Raw genomic sequence first — 17,404 nt, 5'->3', positions numbered from 1 at the left:
GACCTGTCACTGGTGCCGAGTCCATAAAGTAATCCAGTTGAGAAGAGAGAAAGTATATTATCCATTTGTTTCCGTAAATCAACTTTATTCCACTACCTGTATGAAAACTTTCAAAGAAATCTGAGTTCTGTCGAACCAGAGGCATCTAAAGGAAAGCCACAAGCTATGCAGCTGGTATACAATGGATATGGGGGGTCTGAATGAGTACTGTTGAGCCAAGGAGTATATTCGTGGATTCGCTGAGCAGTTGCTGCTTGAAGATTGATGCAATGGCAAATTCTCAGCACTTGGGTTCAGCTACGGGATTCGTAACAACGCATCGCGATCGTCACTTTCTCGTGACGAACTGGCATGTCGTATCGGGACGACATCCCGATACGAATCAAGCGCGTCATCCGTCATTGGCGGTGCCAGATTCGCTGAATATTTGGTTCCACGCGAGTATAGGACTTGGGAATTGGGTCTCGTGTAACTACCGTTTATACGACGACGCAGGACGCCCTCAATGGTGGGAACATCCCTCAGGGAGAGCGGTGGATGTAGTACTGATCCCCTTAGAGAAGTTAGATCCAATTGTTTATTACGGTATGCCCCTTGAACTTGCCGATACGGACATGGTCCCAACGCCTGCCATGCCAGTATCGATAATTGGATTTCCCTTAGGTCTGTCCACCGGAGGGTTGTGGCCCATCTGGAAGACAGGACACATTGCGTCCGATCCAGACCTAAACTATGATGGGCGGCCAGCATTTCTAATTGACGCTACGACACGAGGAGGAATGTCCGGATCGCCCGTCATTCTTAGGCTTTCTGGAGGATATAGGACGTCAAACGGAAATTTCATGATCAGCATGAGTGGGTTTCAAGATAAACTTCTAGGCATTTATGCTGGAAGAATTCACGAGAATTTAGAAGTGGGACGAGTATGGAGACCTAATCTCATTCGTGACATCTTAACGCACCACGATCCGTAATAGGCGAGATAAGAGGATCAGGACAGTTCTCTACCGGACTGCGCAATGTAATAGATCAGATTCGGCGTATCTTGATGGATATGTTAGTAGATGAACTCGACAGAGGTTGAATTTATCCTGTCAAAGGTACGTACGGGCGATCTCCTTATAGGCTTGATCCACACGGCTTAGAATCATCATCGCCAACTGTGATGTATACTGGAAGTGCAGGAGTTGTGCAGGTTAAAATGGCGTCATAACGCTGGATGCTCATAATTGTGAGGTGATTCATGATGTCGCTTAACCCATCCAAGTTTCAAGTCGAACTTCCATCCGAGTTAATTCCCGTACTCGATCAGCTTGGCATCGGACAAACAGCTGATGAGCGGGTCATTATTTCGATTGCTATCGGTCTCTACACAGGCCATGTTGTTTCCCTGGCACGGGCTGCGGAAATTGCCGGACAATCCCTCAACCAATTCATCGATGTCTTGCGCCAACGAAATATTTCTTGGGCTAACTACGGCGACGAAGACCTGAAAGACGACGCAACATTCATCAAAAGACTCTTGGGAGATTCGGAGCCGGGAAATGACGAGAATCGTATGTAACGCGAGTCCCATCATTGCACTATCATCCGTCGGACTATTTCAGGTATTAGGGAAACTGTTTGATGAAGTTACAGTACCGAAGGCCGTGCTTGACGAAATTATGTATGACTCTGCTGCAGTCGGGGCGACACAACTCAAAATGGCGTTAGATCAGGGAGAAGTTCACCATTTCCAAGTGCAGGATCAGTCTCTGGTTGAGAAGCTTGCGGGTCGTTTGCATCGTGGCGAGTTGGAAGTGATCATTGGTGCGGTTGAACAAGGGATTTCAACAGTCATTTTAGACGACCGGCAGGCAAGAATGCTGGCTAAGACATTCAAGTTGGATTGTACCGGAACGCTCGGCGTTCTGCTCACTGCAAAAGCCAAGCATCTGATTCCCGAAGTGAAGATGTACCTTGATGGTCTCTCCGATCAGGGGTTTCGGTTAAATGAGCGTTTGTATCGGGAAGTTCTCGAATTTGCAAAGGAATTATGAGGCTATCGCTATCGAAATTTCACCTGAATTTCGACCTCAACCCCGTCGCGAGTATATTCGATCTGCTCAATGATCAGCTTCATAAGCCGGTTCCGCTCCTTCACGTCGATAGTAGTCGTCCAAGAGCCTTTGAGTTCGTCAATCAACTGTATCCGTTCGGCGTGGATGAGGGGCGAGCATCCGTCCAGACTCTCTTTTAGTTGCTCGTACTCGTTCTCTTTTCTCACAATCAGATCCTTCAGACGTTCCAGCCGCGCTTTGTACTCCGCCTTTGTCACGTCGCCCATCTCGAACAGGTCTTTGAGTCGATTCACACCGTCACGAAGCGATTCGAGTTCTCGCTCCTTCGTGTGCAACAGATGATCCGTTGGGAAGTCCAATTCGTGTTCGCGTAGAGCTCCTCTTGACAAGCGATATTGCAAGTGCCATATTACCACATAGCACTTGCAATATCGGCGCAAGGGAGGAGCAAAGATGATGCTGTCGGAGTTCATAAGAGATGTTCGCAAACAGTTGAGTTTGAGCCAACAGCAATTAGCTGAGGCACTAAATGTCAACTTCTCGACAATTAACCGCTGGGAAAACGACAAGGTTATCCCAAGCAATCTTGCACAGAAAACCTTCTTTAACTTTTGCCAAGATAATTTTATCGAAATCCCGGAAGAGTTAAGGAACAATACTTCCAAGTGAATTTCGTTCGTTTATTGAAAGGAGGGAGCGAAAATGGCAAGAGCAGATTTACTCTGTGACATTATCAAGTATGGTCTTAATAATGATGGCGTTAATTTTCGTAAGGCCGCCGAAGCAATTTGCGCGGAAGAACGTGCGAACCAGCATGGCGTTTTGGCAAAAAGAATTGAAGAGATGCTCCGCATATCTTCAAAGACATTTATGAAAGAAGCTACAGCTCCTTCCGCCCGAAACGGCAACGGAGACGGCATAGTTTCCGAAAAGATACCTGAGAAGAAACTTGAGCACTTACTCCTGCCCAGGAACATTATCGATAACTGCCAAGAATTGTTCGAGGAACATATGAGGGCTGATCTTCTCCGCTCTCACGGACTTGAGCCTCGGAATAAAATCCTGCTGATTGGTCCCCCGGGTAACGGGAAGACGTCGCTTGCCGAGGCGATAGCCGAAGCGTTAATGTTGCCCATCCTTACTGTCAAGTATGAGAGTCTCGTAGGCGCATATCTGGGCGAGACGGCATCTCGCCTTGGAAAGTTATTCGACTATGTTAAGACTCGTCAATGCGTACTGTTCTTTGACGAGTTTGAAACCCTCGGTAAAGAGCGCGGTGATACGCACGAAACAGGTGAAATCAAACGTGTCGTTAGTTCGCTGCTGCTTCAAATCGACGCGCTTCCAAGTTATGTAATCGCAATCGCGGCGACCAATCACGAGTTGCTTCTCGACAAAGCGGCTTGGCGCAGATTTCAGATACGGATGGAGCTGCCAAAGCCATCAAGGTCGGATTTAGAAGTGTGGTTTGAGCAGTTCGAACGCCGAAATGCTCATAACGGTTTCTCGTTCGGTTACGCATATTCCACTCTTGCAAAAAAACTTTTAGATCGGAGTTATTCCGAAGCCGAGGAATTTGGGTTGTCTGTTTACCGGCAGTTCATTCTTCGGCAACCTAACGGAAATGCAAAAGATATAACTCAAAAACAACTATCGTTGCTTTCAACTGTCAATATCAACAGCAAGGCAAAGGAAACGGCACAGGAAGAAGGCGTCGAATAATGGCAGAGAGACCCCTCATCTTATTCGGACAACCGAACAAAGCAGAGAAATCCAATCGTGGCGGCGGCGCAACTATTTTTCAACGCCCTTCGCACTCGCGGCAAGCTGAGCGACTTGCTCCCAAAATGACCGCTCTTCAAAACGCGATAGCCACTCTCAAACAGTCTGCAATGGGTATTGAGGCTGAAAAAACACTCGTGTTTGATGTCGTCGGCAGTGCGGATACCTTTTATACGGCTGTAAAAAATCTTGGCAGCGATGCTGAATGGATATTTGATATGCCGGAGCAATTTGATATCTCCGATGACTTTTATGTTTTGAAAGAAAACAACAAGACAAAAGAAAGAACGCGCAACGAAAAGAAAAACACCATTGGAGGCAAGGTCTACTGCGTTCTTTCCAATGCTCGCGCAATGGAAGAAATGCTGTCGCTCTGGAGAAAGTATGGCCAAGACTCTAACATGGCTTTCCCAGTCGGCAAAACCGGTTTGCGAGATGTTTTCGATAGTCTTGAAAGTATGGATTTCTGGGGCTATAAAGAACGTGTGGAGGAGACCGGAATTCTCGAAATTTGGCGAGAAGAACTTCAAGACACAACGCTTAGTGGAGTAAGGTGTGAGTTTGAGTTGTTCTTTCGCAGCGACCCGCAAAAACGCGATAGGAACGAGCAACAATTGCGAAATGAAATCACGACACTTGGCGGAACTGTAATTAGCAGTTCGGTTATAACGGATATCGCCTATCACTCGGTGCTTGCCAACGTTCCAAGGGATGTAGCAGAAAGCATCATTAACGGCAATCGGAATGTGTCTATCGTTACGGCAGAACAGATAATGTTTTTCAGACCGGTTGGGCAGGCCGTTGTGATTCCAAAGGACAATTCGTTTGATGGGGATTTTCAAATCCCTTCGAGTGAAGATATTATCGACGAGCCTGTCATTGCTCTATTTGACGGGTTGCCTCAAGAGAACCATCCATACCTTCAAGGTCGTCTTACCGTAGACGACCCTGATGGTTATGCAACGAACTACGTCGTTGAAGCAAGAAAACATGGAACATCAATGGCTTCTATGGCTGCTCTTGGAGATTTGTCGAAGATAGTACACGCCGCAACACGCAAAATATATGTCCGCCCATTAATGAAACCTATTCAGTGGGGTAGCGATTACTTCGAACAAATTCCTAATGACAGCCTTCTGGTCGACAAAATTCATGTCGCCGTTCGGAGACTGTTTGAGGAAGAAGCGGGCAAAGTTGCGCCAACCGTTAAGGTTATTAACCTATCAATTGGCTTACGCAACCGCCAATTCGACAGGTCGATGAGTCCTTTTGCAAGACTGCTTGACTGGTTGAGTTGGAAGTACAAGGTTCTGTTTGTCGTCAGTGCCGGGAATCATCCTGACAATATGGACACGGGGATGAAATTCACTGACTTCGTCGCCGCTGATATAGGCTCACGCGATAAAGCAGTTATCGGTCATGTCAACAATGAATCAAGGAACTTGAGGTTACTTTCGCCGGCAGAAAGCGTAAATGCCCTTACCGTTGGTGCAACATTTGAAGATGCCTCTGCGTTTACCGAAAACACACGACAGATACTGCCTTGCTCTGATGGACTGCCAAGCGCAATAAACTCTGTTGGTATGGGAATGAATAACGCTATTAAGCCAGACATTTTATTCCCTGGTGGGAGAAGCTGGGTAAGGGAGTTTATTCGCCACGGTTCTGATGGAACCATCATCGAGTGGCCAGATAGCGCAACGAGAGAACCCGGCACGGTATCAGCCGCCCCGCTCGCAGCGGGCAATGCTGCGAATAAAGTCATGTACACCTTTGGGACGAGCAACTCCGCCGCGTTGGTTTCCCACGAAGCATCTCGGTGCTATGACACATTGCTTGAAGTCTTCGGTAGCGCTGAGGAGGCGGTTCCCGATGAACATGTGGCACTGCTTATTAAAGCTATGTTAGTTCATGGTGCTGAATGGGGAGCATTGTCCGATAAGTACGCAAAAGTGTTGAACCTAACGAAGAGGCAGGATCGCTCCAGCAAATTGCATAGATTTCTTGGGTTCGGTAAGCCGGATATAGAACGCGCCATCGAATGCGCTAAGAACCGTGTAACTCTTGTCGGCTATGGAGATTTGAAAAATGGTGAGGCGCATATATATGACTTGCCATTACCTTTCAACTTCAGCAGTTCGAAAATCTGTCGCCGCTTGACAGCCACCCTGACTTACTTCCCGCCATTTGTTCCGACAAGGCAGAAGTACCGCGCTGCCCAGCTTTGGTACAGTATAGAAAACGGCAAGAAGAATCTACTCGACTCTCGTATGGATGTAGATTGGAATGCAGCGGTTCGCGGTTCGGTACAGCACGAAATTTTTGAGAATAACAATACAGTTGTTTGGGATGAAAACGATACGCTACAAGTCAAGGTAAATTGCCGTGGCGATGCTGACGACAGGTTCTCTGGCAGCGTTCCTTACGCTTTGATAGTTTCTTTTGAAATCAAAAACGCTATAGACATAGACGTCTATGCTAAGGTCGCTGAGAGAGTTTCCACCAAGGTTCCGAATTTAGTGACGTAAATTTTTAACGGATATTCAATGTTAGGGAAGTGGGGACGGCTCGTCTTGAGAATATAATCGTCAAAGCAAGTTTGGTCGGCATCGCGTGAAGCGCATCGGAGTGAATGTCGTCGCCGTCAAATCATACTGAAATGCGTACTTTGGCGAACCCGTATTTCTTGACGCGGCTGGATCGCGAACAGGTTCTCTTTTTTTTCATGAGTCTGAGGGCAACGTCACACGTCCATCCTATTCCGCCGTTTGTGGCTCGCTTCGGCAATCCCGGGAGGACGATTTCATTCTGGCAACGGCGAACGAAGCATTATCAGATTTTCTGGTTACGGATGACAAACACCTTCAAGCGCTGCAATATCATCACAAAGCACGAATTTTGCCATCTCAAACGTTTGTTGATTGCATGCGTGAAATGGCGGAACTAGATTACCGCCTACGGGTGCTGACCGTTATGCTTCTGAGCGTGGAGTTTCGGTGGGAGATATCATAATGGAAATTCAAACGGCTAAGTTGCGCACCATCGAGACTATAAAAGTTTGAAAGGGCTTCGGTAAGCACAAAACGCGCTTATCATCGGAATTTCACGCGAATGTCGACCTCATCCCCGTCGCGAGTATATTCGATCCGCTCAATGTTCAGCTTCATAAGCCGGTTTCGCTCCTGCGCGTCGACGGCGGTCTTCCAGGAGGCTTTGAGTTCGTCAATCAACTGTAGCCGTTCGGCGTGGGTGAGGGGTGAACATCCGTCGAGGCTCTCCTTCAGTTGTTCATACTCGTTCTCCTTTCTCACAATCAGGTCCTTCAGGCGCTCCAGCCGCATTTTGTACTCCGTCTTTGTCACGTCGCCCATCACGAACAGGTCCTTGAGCCGATTTACTCCATCCCGCAACGATTCGAGTTCCCGCTCCTTCGTGTGCAGCAGATGCTCCGTCGGAGTGTCCGATTCGTGGGTATCAACCGGCGTTTTCAGGAGTTCCGCCTCGTGTTCGCGTAAACTCTCCATGACCGCCTTTTCCACGTGTTCGAGTTCGATCCCGCGGTTGCCGCAGGGATTCCCGAATGCATCGGTCTTTTGGCATTTCTTCACGAGTGTGCGGCCGTTTGGTTTCGGCTGGAACTGAAGGGAGTAGCCGCACTTGCCGCAGTAGAGCAGGCCGGAGAGGAGGTATGTGCCGCGACGTGCGTGTTTGGGCTGAATCCTGCGGTTTTCAAGCAGGGTCACGATTTCTGCATGCTCTTCAAATGTCTTAACCGCAGGGTGCGCATTCTCGACGACGATCCAGTTTTCACGGGGAACCACTTTGAACGGCGCGGCTTTGCGTTTCTTGTGTAGCCCGCCGCTTGTCTTGCCATAGACCACTCGACCGAGGTGCACTTCGTTGAGGATCAGGCGATACAACACACTTTCCGACCACATTTTCCCCTTTGGCGATGGAATGCCGCGACGGTTAAGTTCCCAGCAGACACCACTACATGTCGAGCCGCCCAGTATCCGACGCTTCATGAAGTTGTAGACATCCAGTTTTTCGTGGTCGATATTCAAGCTGTGGGCTTCTGAGTTATACACGTAAGGGAAGGGAGCGGGACCGTTCGTCCAGTGGCCGAGGCGAGCGCCGATTTTCTTGCCGCGCTGAAATCGTTTCTTAATCATCCGGTACTCGTAGCGTGCAAAGACGCCTTCGATGTCCGTGATCAGTTCCTGGTCCTCATCGTTTAGGTCGTAGACGCGTTGGGGCGTCACAACGAGGGTGTTCGACTGCTGAAGAGTCTTCTCTACCCGCGCCCGATCCTCTTTGTCACCGCGACTGAGCCTGTCATAGTCCATGACCACGACGGCGTCATAGAAATCATTTTCAATGTCCTTCAACAGTCTCTTGAACTCGGGTCGAAAATCGATGCTGTCGGAACTGCCAATCTCCCGGTAAATCACGTAGCGCCAGTTGTTCTTGCGAACGAGATCGGTCAGGGCGGTTTCATGTTTGAGCAGGACATCTTCTTCACCGTCGGTATCATCGCGGCTCTTGCGTAGATACATGGCTACCTCGTAGATTTTCTTTGGTTCCATTGCGTGTCACCCCGATTGTCAGGTTATCGTTCCCGTTTGGGATGTCCAGCTTCGCTCTGCATGGCGAGCGAAGTCAACGGCAGGAGATGGACGGCATTTCACGCTGCATGTGCGATACGGTGTCTTGGTGTGAAACCTGGGCACTGCCTGATGGCATACGTCCTGCCACATCGCGCACACGTTGGCCCGTGTGCGGCGATTCGCGGCGCGGGCGATGGTAGGCAGATTTCCTCCATTCGATGCGAACGTGGGGAACGTGTTGCGGCAAAGTTCAGGTAAGCGCCTACGGATAACAAAATTTGACTTGATGGCGGGCGGGAACGAGAGTTACAGTCGGACAAACGTTTCCGGGAGTGGATCGCCTTTGTGTCATATCGTGAAGAAACTATTGGCCGAAAAACTGATCGACGACTTCTACGAGGAATACGCTCGGGATGGGGAACAGGTCTTGCCAACCCAGCAAGACTTGGCTGACCGACTCAAGGCGTTCTTGCCGACCGACCAACATGAATTACTGTATCGCTGGGAAGCGGAGTGCATCGAGACCTGCGGTCGCGAATTACGGCGGTTTGCCGATTTCGTCGCGGGTATTTTGATGGCCACTCCTCCTCATGCAGAAGACGATGCGGGATGTGACGGGTAAAACTTTGGCGTTGGCGGTTTTTATCGATCCTGAGTACCATCCGTTTGTACTCCTTCGGCCGTCATCCGATGGAGGATGACGTGTAAGGCGGCTTGGAAGTTTTCCACTGCCTTTTTCGACGGGTCGTTACAAGTCAATCGGATGACGATGTTCCTGCAATGGAACGTGAAGGTCTTCAAGTTGCCGGATATCGCATCCGATGTTTGATGACAATTGAGCTCGCCCAAGTCTGTATGAGACGCCACGGAAATCCCTCCTCTCGCAAATCATCCGCAGCCTGTGAATCACGATCTCTTTGTAAAGGGCGAGAGTCGGGTTTGTTTTCCAAGGGGGGTCATCAAGCGGTAGGCATCCCCGTCCGATTGTGGGAAGTTTTCAAAACGTGATGTCCGCCCTGAACGTCCGCTCCAGACCGTACCCAAAACACCCTCTGCGTCCATTCGGCGTTCTGTAATGGCCCAAACCGCCGGAATCGGCTGTCCCTTGAGATGGGTCTCAAGTAAACCGTCCCACAGTTCCAAAATTCGTCCGACGCGGTGCTCTTCCCGCGTGATAAAAAGAACATTGGCTGACCCCACATCTGCCCAAAACTTCGGGAGATGCAACGCATAGGTCCACAGTTTTTGATACAGGGTCCAGGCATGCTCACTGCCCGTATCGTATTCCACATGAAAGGTCACGACCGAACCGTCTGAGAAACGATAGGTTCCGATGCCATCTGGCCGAATGGGCGTTGCTCGTCGACCTTTGGCGTTCGTGATTGCGTACCGGTCGCCGCTGTCTCGCATGCCAATCCACTCCACCAATCCTTCATCGGCAGAAGAGAGGCTCTCCGAAATCAGTCCCATGAAAAAGCGGTTGGTTCCGTAGAGATGAACCGCTTGGCTGGGTGGCGTCCCTGGTTGACGCAGCAATGCAGAGCGGGTTTCTTTCGTGAGACCGAACGCGAGATGCAGCCCCTCCTTGGTCAATGTCCATCCTTTGACATTGTGGCGCAGAAAGGCAAGGCGCATCGGTTGAGTCCAATCCAGCTTTCTCATCTTGCTCAGAGTCTGGTACATCGTATCTGGCCGATAGTGCAACAGCGTACAGAACTGGTCAGTCGTCAGCAGGGTGTATCGGTACAAGGCGAGCAGGACTTCCTGCTCCTTGTTTCGAGGGGTCAGCAAGTGGGTCTCCTCCTTTCGGGCGGACGGAATGTAGATATATGTCCCGATCTGTTCGCTTCAATAATCTGCGTGGTGACGGGAACCATCCGCTCAACCGCCCGCTCGCGTTTTGTTGGGAGCTCCGTGTCGAGTTCCGTGCGAAGTTTTGTTCGGTGTTTGAGTTTACGCTTGGTCAGTGGTTGATCGCTTCCGCGACGATTTTCCTGCCGGAAGCGTGGGTTGCTGTTGCGAGGTCGGCAGGGATCGCCGCGTCATCTCGTCGATTTCCCGATCCACCTCCTCTGCTCGACGGCCATCGTGCTGATCCGAATGTGCAAACGCGCGTTCAATCCAATCTTCATGCCCAAGTGACACGACGGGATTTTGCATGGTGAATAGTTGCGTGATGCCGCCTTCGAGTTTGGTGCGGACCAATGCATGCGTCTCCGGGAGGTTGAGCAGGTCCCGGGAGGATACATCGGGTTTGAGCCAACGGGTCAGGCGGTCGGCATCCGGGCCACCGAGTTGGAGCAGGATGAGCGTGCCCACGTTTCCCAAGATGCCTGCGAGAATGGGATCGGGCAGTTGATCGAGATACTGCGTGGCGAGCATCAGCGATAAGCCAAATTTTCGGTCTTCCGCCAAAATGCGTTGCAGGATGTTCACTGCATAGAGATGGCACTCGTCGGCGACGAACAGGTGGAGCCGGGCGGCGTGTTCGGGCCGCTTCTGACAGGTGAAGTGCATGCTAATCAGGTACAGCCCCGCGATGATCTTGATGGCGTCCTCGGTACAGTGAGAGCCGTCGATGAGGATCATGTCTCCTTGGTCCATCGCACGGCGCAGGTCGATTGCGCTTTGGGTCTGCCCGAGAATCCGGCGCAGAGAAGGGTAGGTGGTCAAAGCGCCAAGCTTGTTCCAAATCGGGCCAAGATGTTCCCCGATGTTCTTGATCTGTGAAAATTCCTCCGTCCAGAACTGCTGCAGGTGAAAAGGGAGTTTTTTAACGAGTTGATCACGGAACATCTCGTCTAAAAATAGGCGGGTGATGCTAAGCACCGTTTGTGGCGGATCGTGCAACAGGGACAGGACGTTGTTGCGAAGGTAATGCTCCGAACGTGGCCGCGATCCGGGCCAGAGTTCCTGCATCATTGCGACAAATTCGCCCGTCACCGCTTCGGCCTGCTCCAGATCATCCAGAGCAAAAGGATTCAGTCCGCGTGGGTACTTGGTCGGGCCGAGTGGGACAATGTGCACCTTTGGGTAGAGGGAGGGTGGAATGTGCGACAACAGCTTATGGATGGCACCGCCATGCGGATCGAGAAAGGTGAAACCGGGTGCCGTGTCCGGCTCCTTCTGCATCTGATCCACGATCCCGAGCATGGTTTGAAGAAGAGTCGTGGTCTTGCCTGACCCCGTGGTCCCGGCGAGAAATGCGTGCTTCGCCATCTGACGAAGGGGAATGCGGATTTCTTCTCCCTCCCGTCCGGGGAAATCGGACCACCCGACACGTATTCCGCTGGTCCGGGCGGGTGGCGGCAGAATCAACGATGGCGATCGGGCGATGAACGGGAATGACGGCTGATGGCTTTGTGGGACGTGCACCAAGGCGGCGAGTTCCGGGGATGTCCACCACATCCGGCGCGTGGGCCTGCCAGTCTGAATGGCTTGTACCAGCGTTTTCTTGCGCCCGAACGCGGGCACCATGCGTCCACTGCCCTTGGTTTGTTGCATCGCCATGAGCATCGCCCCCAGCCGTTCCTTCGAGGTGTGTCCGCGAACGTACAATCGAACAGAGACCTGAAAGGGTCGATACGATGGATTTAGACGCGTGTGGATGGTTTGGACCATACGCTGCGATTCCTCAGATAGCGGCTTTTGTTGGACAGGCTTACTTTTCCAGTCGGAATCGTTCGTGGTCATGGCCCTGAAAATCTCGCTCGGGGAGAAGGAATTTTCGTGATCCGGTTTGCGGATGCTTTGTTCAGCCCCATGAATCATGCTCCGAAACCGGGCATCCCGAACGGGCGTCATCCAGACATCTAGGATGCACTGATCCTGCGCTGTCCCTTTCACCATCGCGGTGATCAGCGCGTCCACGGGATCGCCATCGTCTGAATCTACACCGGCAAGCGGCAGCCATCTTCGAGCACCTCGTCCGCCCATCTTGAAGTGCGTCACGAGCGTGTTGGCATCCAGAGCCAACTCTGCGACGGGTGACGGCGATTCGATGAGATGCACGTCCGAGTAGGCAGAGTGAAACGCGCTTTGGACCCCCAGTGTGCGATGGCTTGGTACTCCGAGATAGAGCGTGACCGTGGCTTCGTGCGCCGCCTTGGTGACGACGAACCGGAACGGAAGCGGGCCTTGCAACCACTCCAGGCGTCTCGGGAGTCCGAGCGCCGCCAGGGACTGCACGAACACATGAGCATAATTCGGGCTGTAAGATTTGAAGTCGTGTGGCGGGACAATCCGGTAAAACGTCAGGTCCCGCTTTTTTTGCAGCTTCATGAGCAAACCCTCCTTGGCGTGATCGCGATACTGGAGAAAACAAAGAGGGCAGCGACCCGAGTCGCCACCCTGCACAGTATCGTGTGGTATCATCTTACCTTCCTGAAATTCGAATAGGGTGCCAAGGCAGTGCCAATGAGAGAGAAAGCGTCATCCGCCGACACGGAACGCGGGTATAGAACAGGAACGCGTCTCCCATTTGGCTAGGCAGGGGGAGCGACTGAGAATGGCTTCAAGCGACCCTGTGTTCGAAGATTAAGAAAAAGTGGCCGTCGCCATAAGCGGATTGACTGGCCCCTTGAGTCACTCCTGTCGCAAAAACGGGCTCTTCTGCGTGATTACCTACCTGATTTCAGGTCACTTGTAAAAAGGCGTGAGACACGCCGAATGCACACAAACGCCAAGCCCAATATGACTGACGTAAAGCCAGGCAATGGTTATAATCCTAAGAGGACGAGAGTCTCAAATCTGCGTCAGAGAATGAGGTGATAGCTTTGTTGTTTGAGGGCATAAATACCGAGGCTGTTTGTGGGGAACTGAAAAGAATTATGGATGACCAATTTGTCTCCGTTCTCACGGACGTCGGTTACATTACTCGAGCTAAAGTTAACACCGTGCCAGACCTTGATAGTCTGGATGAACGCCAACAAGCCGTCGCCTACGCTATCCGAAGGATGCGTAATGAAAGGATCCTGGAGCTGATATTCGATTCGTCGAAATATAAGACGAAATCAGAAAAACTTCACGCTTTGACTCAAGGCTGGGACAGGGCCCTACTATCAGCTTATCTCTACAAATTTGACTTTGATGTCGATCTTTCAAAGGTGGAATCCGTTATATCCGAAGTCATGATTCCACGCGAGGATATTTTCGCCCATTATATGGCTTTTGAGTTGCCAGGATATATCCGTCAGCAGGTAATTACGATTGACGACACATGGATGGTTAGACCAAAGACTAAGGAGTTTTACGGTGGGACGGACCAAAATACCTCATGGCTAACCCACAACTTCATTCCATCAGTTCACGCTCTTGACAATGAAAACGCTTTGCTGTTCCGCAAAATCAAAGATCCACTTGGCTTCCCAAATGGACCGGATCCATCGGATTCGCAATTGTTACTTGCCCACTTGTCTCCATTGGTGGCACGGTCCCACGATATGTACATTATTCGTGAACACAATGAAACTAGACATCAGCGCGTACATCCGATGCTTAAATGGAGGTCTCATTATAGACTTGGATTACCGGTAACTAGGTGTTATCTCGACAGATTTCCAGATGACATAACATGGCTGCTTCGACACGAGTCAAATTTGTCCGACCACCCAAAAGTACGTGCTGCACTCGAGAGATATGCGTTAGCCTTGCACTACTACACATCCTCATTGAGCCCTGGAATCGAGTTTGACCAAGCCATACATGATGCGGTCATCGGGCTTGAAACATTGGTCATAAATTCGAATGCTGAAGTGGGCTACCGCTTTCAAACGGTGTTGGCCAGGCTGATGGAGGAGGAAGGTGTTTACTGCCGTGATTTCCTAAAACTGATTTACCAATTACGGAGCGACGTGGCACACCAAGGTCGGACTCATGAAAAACGTAGGGCATCACGTACTGTAGTGTTTCAAGCGATCAGTTTGCTCAATGGAGTGATAAGGTGGTACTTGGCAAAATCCGAAACAATGACTGCCAAGCAAATCGACACGCACTTAGCAGAAATGCCCTTTGGTTTCAAAAAGGACGTTGCGGAGTCGCCCTGGGGATCAGTTTCCAGCATTGAAAAAGACCCTCCAATTGATACAGGGCCGTGGACAAGTAAGACTGCTGTAATAAGCGACTGACGTATCTGCAATTGGATGAAGGCTTGCTTCATGGGTGCTAAAAGTGTGCCATTCTCTATGCTCACGAACGATGACGGATTTGGTTGATGAAGTGGGGGGACGATGTCCGTGGCTCTTCTTTCGGCATCGCTTGTTACTATAGTGCGAATTTCGTCAAATTCCGATAGAATGGTTACCAGAGATTAGTGTTCGCTCCCATCGTAAGTGAGTTCATTATGTTCCACCTCACACGGGGAAAATCAAAGGGGTTTTTCCACTTGACATATGCACCTGGATCCCGAGTTCAGATTCGTGGGGAAGAGTGGCTTGTCCGTGATGCGCGTCCAGTAGAGCATAATGTGTTTGCGCTGCGTGTCACAGGATTGTCTGAAACGGTTCGGGATTACGAGGCAACGTTTCTTGATTCACTCGACTCCGTGAAAGTCCTGTCACCAGAAGATGTGACGTTTGTCCCCGATGATTCGCAAGGTTATCGTCGATCTCGTTTGTTTTTGCACGCCTTACTCGCGCGGACGCCGTTGACAGAGCCTGGCGTGACCACACGTGGACAGGCAGCCATGGAGGAAAGCGAGTATCAATACATACCTGCACAACGGGCGTTGTCACTGGTGCGTCCACGGCTTCTGATTGCCCATGGAGTGGGACTCGGAAAAACGATTGAGGCAGGCATTTTATTGGCAGAGCTTATCCGCCGCGGACGCGGACGCCGGGTTCTGGTTGTGGCTATGCGCTCCACGTTGGAGCAGATTCAGAAGGAACTGTGGTCGAGGTTCACCATTCCCCTCATGCGATTGGATTCAGTCGGAATCGCCCGAATTCGCCGCGACATACCTCGGAACAAAAATCCGTTTCACTATTACGATAAAGTCATTATTTCTATTGATACCCTAAAAAATGATGAACAGTATCGGCGTTATCTGGAGGCGTGCCAGTGGGATGTCGTCTGGATGGACGAGTGCCACAATGCGGCGAACGCCAGCACAGAACGCAACCTACTTGCCAATTTGTTGGCCAATCACAGCCATAGTTTGATTCTTACCTCAGCTACGCCTCACAATACTTGTGGGGGATATGCATGTTGATTTGCTGGAACCAACGAATCACGAATCTCCGATTGCTCGGTTTATGCGACCAAAGGGTCAGGGCATTCATCACGTTGCTTATTAGGTTGGCAACGTCAGGCACTATACCGAACTATATGAGTATCCCAAGGAGAATTTGGAAGTGTAGCCGAATTCACTACACAGAGTGTATACATACTGGACGGGGGAACAGAATTGGCACAGGCACAAGCAGACATGGACCTACAAAAAGACCTCTTTGAAGCAGCAAATCGGATGAGGGCGAGTATCTCACCAGGTGACTATAAACATATCGTGTTGCCGCTTATCTTCTTGCGTTACCTTTCTTTGCGCTATGAAAAAAGACGGGCGGAAGTTGAACAAATCGTGAACGATCCGAATCACGAATGGTACTCGGATGATCCAGAAATTCGAGAAGAAATTTTGAATGACCCAGACCAGTATCTCTCACAACGTGTGTACATTATCCCTGAAGAGGCGAGATGGTCACATCTCGTTAAAAATGCGAAGCAACCAAACACCAAAGAAATGGTTGATAATGCCATGAAATTGATTGCGGATGAGAACGATGATCTGCAAGGGATATTACCGCGCATCTATCAGTCGTCGAATTTGCCGGCGGAGAATCTCGGAGAACTGATACAGATTTTTTCCCGTGACAAATTCTCGGCTCAAAATCATGACAGCGTTGATGTGTTGGGACGTGTCTACGAGTATTTTATCGGGAATTTTGCATCGTCTGAAGGGCAACGCGGCGGGGAGTTCTATACGCCAGCAAGCATCGTTCGATTGTTGGTAGCGATGTTGGAGCCTATGTCAGGAACAGTATTTGATCCAGCCTGCGGATCGGGTGGCATGTTCCTTCAATCAGAACAATATACCCCAAACAAACATGCCTTGTCATTTTATGGTCAGGAAGTGATTGAGAACACCGTTCGTCTCGGTAAGATGAATGTCCTTCTCCACGGAATAAACGCCGATATTCGTCTCGGAGATTCGCTGCTCAACGATTTGTTCGAAGGACAGCAATTTGACTACGTGATCGCGAACCCACCATTTAACATGAAATTGTGGGGAGCCGACAAGATTCAGCGAAATGATTCGCGATTGATTGGTCCTGTGACCGATAGGAACGCAAACTACATGTGGATGCAGCATTTCTTGGCACACGTCAAGGACGGCGGTACTGCCGGATTTGTCATGGCCAATGGGGCGATGACGACCAACACGGCGGAAGAAAAAGAAGTCCGTCAGCGACTAATTGACGAAGGCTATGTTGATTGCATCGTTCAGATGCCCGAGAAACTGTTCTTCACCACAGGCATCCCTTGCTGTCTCTTCTTCTTGAGCAAGAACCGAGATGGACGGAAAAGATATAGAGCACGGAAAGACGAGATTCTTTTCATTGATGCGCGACAGAAGGGAAGCCTGGTTAATCGCAGGCAAAAGACGCTTTCCCAAGAAGAGATTGACGAGATTGCCACAGTATACCATGCCTTTAGGAATGGTAATAACGAATACACGGACGTTGCTGGATTTTGCAATGCGGCCAAAGTGGATGAGGTAAAGGCCAACGACTACAAGTTGACACCGGGGATTTATGTAGGGACGGGCGCGATCGATGAGGACGATGTGCCATTTGACGAGAAAATGGCGGGGTTGACGGAGAAGTTGAAGCAACAGTTTTGCGAGGCAAATTCACTTCAAGACAAGATAGCAAAGAACTTGGAGAGGTTGTTCTAATGAGT

At 50.3% G+C, this 17,404-nt stretch carries 14 protein-coding genes; 10 read left to right on the top strand and 4 right to left on the bottom strand.

Going from position 1 to position 17,404, the window contains the following annotated elements; genetic code table 11:
- Nucleotides 1-200: 200 nt before the first annotated feature.
- From AYW79_RS16415 to AYW79_RS12815, 3 genes are all read left to right on the top strand, one after another.
- Nucleotides 201-974, top strand: coding sequence for a S1 family peptidase (locus AYW79_RS16415; RefSeq protein WP_082806764.1), 774 nt, complete (start codon nucleotides 201-203; stop codon nucleotides 972-974).
- Between the two features lie 269 nt (nucleotides 975-1,243).
- Nucleotides 1,244-1,564: a UPF0175 family protein gene (locus AYW79_RS12820; protein ID WP_156481886.1), complete on the top strand. Its 321-nt coding sequence runs from the start codon at nucleotides 1,244-1,246 to the stop codon at nucleotides 1,562-1,564.
- Nucleotides 1,545-2,039, top strand: coding sequence for a PIN domain-containing protein (locus AYW79_RS12815; RefSeq protein ID WP_067566673.1), 495 nt, complete (start codon nucleotides 1,545-1,547; stop codon nucleotides 2,037-2,039). The genes AYW79_RS12820 and AYW79_RS12815 overlap by 20 nt, the downstream gene beginning before the upstream one ends.
- An 8-nt stretch (nucleotides 2,040-2,047) precedes the next feature.
- On the opposite strand, the gene AYW79_RS12810 is transcribed toward AYW79_RS12815, so the two are convergent.
- The gene (locus AYW79_RS12810) at nucleotides 2,048-2,419 is read right to left on the bottom strand and encodes a hypothetical protein (protein WP_067566671.1); all 372 of its coding nucleotides are present in this window, start codon (nucleotides 2,417-2,419) and stop codon (nucleotides 2,048-2,050) included.
- 94 nt (nucleotides 2,420-2,513) lie between these two features.
- On the opposite strand from AYW79_RS12810, the gene AYW79_RS12805 reads away from it, so the two are divergent.
- From AYW79_RS12805 to AYW79_RS12795, 3 genes are read left to right on the top strand one after another with little or no spacing between them, the layout of a single operon-like run.
- On the top strand, nucleotides 2,514-2,729 hold the full coding sequence (locus AYW79_RS12805) for a helix-turn-helix domain-containing protein (protein WP_067566669.1): 216 nt from the start codon (nucleotides 2,514-2,516) through the stop codon (nucleotides 2,727-2,729).
- A 33-nt stretch (nucleotides 2,730-2,762) separates the two neighbouring features.
- The gene (locus tag AYW79_RS12800) at nucleotides 2,763-3,782 is read left to right on the top strand and encodes an AAA family ATPase (RefSeq protein ID WP_067566667.1); all 1,020 of its coding nucleotides are present in this window, start codon (nucleotides 2,763-2,765) and stop codon (nucleotides 3,780-3,782) included.
- A complete protein-coding gene (locus AYW79_RS12795) occupies nucleotides 3,782-6,370 on the top strand; it encodes a S8 family peptidase (RefSeq protein WP_067566665.1) in 2,589 nt (862 codons plus the stop codon). The genes AYW79_RS12800 and AYW79_RS12795 overlap by 1 nt, the downstream gene beginning before the upstream one ends.
- 564 nt (nucleotides 6,371-6,934) lie before the next feature.
- On the opposite strand, the gene AYW79_RS12790 is transcribed toward AYW79_RS12795, so the two are convergent.
- Entirely contained in the window at nucleotides 6,935-8,428 is a 1,494-nt protein-coding gene (locus AYW79_RS12790; RefSeq protein ID WP_067566663.1) for a recombinase family protein, read from the bottom strand.
- Nucleotides 8,429-8,792: 364 nt separating this feature from the next.
- Between AYW79_RS12790 and AYW79_RS12785 the strand changes: the two genes are divergently transcribed.
- Nucleotides 8,793-9,071 carry a hypothetical protein gene (locus AYW79_RS12785; RefSeq protein WP_156481888.1) on the top strand — a complete coding sequence of 93 codons (279 nt, stop codon included), beginning with the start codon at nucleotides 8,793-8,795 and terminating at the stop codon, nucleotides 9,069-9,071.
- 284 nt (nucleotides 9,072-9,355) lie between these two features.
- Here the strand turns inward: AYW79_RS12785 and AYW79_RS12775 are convergent, their stop codons facing one another.
- Nucleotides 9,356-10,240: a replication-relaxation family protein gene (locus AYW79_RS12775; RefSeq protein WP_067566659.1), complete on the bottom strand. Its 885-nt coding sequence runs from the start codon at nucleotides 10,238-10,240 to the stop codon at nucleotides 9,356-9,358.
- Between the two features lie 162 nt (nucleotides 10,241-10,402).
- Nucleotides 10,403-12,730 carry a type IV secretory system conjugative DNA transfer family protein gene (locus AYW79_RS12770; protein WP_067566658.1) on the bottom strand — a complete coding sequence of 776 codons (2,328 nt, stop codon included), beginning with the start codon at nucleotides 12,728-12,730 and terminating at the stop codon, nucleotides 10,403-10,405.
- A 494-nt stretch (nucleotides 12,731-13,224) separates the two neighbouring features.
- On the opposite strand from AYW79_RS12770, the gene AYW79_RS12765 reads away from it, so the two are divergent.
- From AYW79_RS12765 to AYW79_RS12755, 3 genes are all read left to right on the top strand, one after another.
- Complete coding sequence (locus AYW79_RS12765) at nucleotides 13,225-14,574, top strand: hypothetical protein (RefSeq protein ID WP_156481885.1); 1,350 nt, start codon at nucleotides 13,225-13,227, stop codon at nucleotides 14,572-14,574.
- A gap of 257 nt (nucleotides 14,575-14,831) precedes the next feature.
- Entirely contained in the window at nucleotides 14,832-15,656 is an 825-nt protein-coding gene (locus AYW79_RS12760) for a DEAD/DEAH box helicase family protein (RefSeq protein ID WP_067566654.1), read from the top strand.
- A 216-nt stretch (nucleotides 15,657-15,872) separates the two neighbouring features.
- Nucleotides 15,873-17,399 carry a type I restriction-modification system subunit M gene (locus tag AYW79_RS12755; RefSeq protein WP_067566679.1) on the top strand — a complete coding sequence of 509 codons (1,527 nt, stop codon included), beginning with the start codon at nucleotides 15,873-15,875 and terminating at the stop codon, nucleotides 17,397-17,399.
- Nucleotides 17,400-17,404 lie beyond the last annotated feature (5 nt).

It is taken from the genome of Ferroacidibacillus organovorans, assembly GCF_001642725.1.
Classification (GTDB): Bacteria; Bacillota; Bacilli; order Alicyclobacillales; family SLC66; genus Ferroacidibacillus; species Ferroacidibacillus organovorans.
This window is presented reverse-complemented; position numbering and strand designations above follow the sequence as displayed.

Coding starts and splice junctions, on each gene's coding strand:
- AYW79_RS16415 (WP_082806764.1), top strand. CDS start 201: ATGAGTACTGTTGAGCCAAGGAGTATATTCGTGGATTCGCTGAGCAGT.
- AYW79_RS12820 (WP_156481886.1), top strand. CDS start 1,244: ATGATGTCGCTTAACCCATCCAAGTTTCAAGTCGAACTTCCATCCGAG.
- AYW79_RS12815 (WP_067566673.1), top strand. CDS start 1,545: ATGACGAGAATCGTATGTAACGCGAGTCCCATCATTGCACTATCATCC.
- AYW79_RS12805 (WP_067566669.1), top strand. CDS start 2,514: ATGATGCTGTCGGAGTTCATAAGAGATGTTCGCAAACAGTTGAGTTTG.
- AYW79_RS12800 (WP_067566667.1), top strand. CDS start 2,763: ATGGCAAGAGCAGATTTACTCTGTGACATTATCAAGTATGGTCTTAAT.
- AYW79_RS12795 (WP_067566665.1), top strand. CDS start 3,782: ATGGCAGAGAGACCCCTCATCTTATTCGGACAACCGAACAAAGCAGAG.
- AYW79_RS12790 (WP_067566663.1), bottom strand. CDS start 8,428: ATGGAACCAAAGAAAATCTACGAGGTAGCCATGTATCTACGCAAGAGC.
- AYW79_RS12770 (WP_067566658.1), bottom strand. CDS start 12,730: ATGAAGCTGCAAAAAAAGCGGGACCTGACGTTTTACCGGATTGTCCCG.
- AYW79_RS12755 (WP_067566679.1), top strand. CDS start 15,873: ATGGACCTACAAAAAGACCTCTTTGAAGCAGCAAATCGGATGAGGGCG.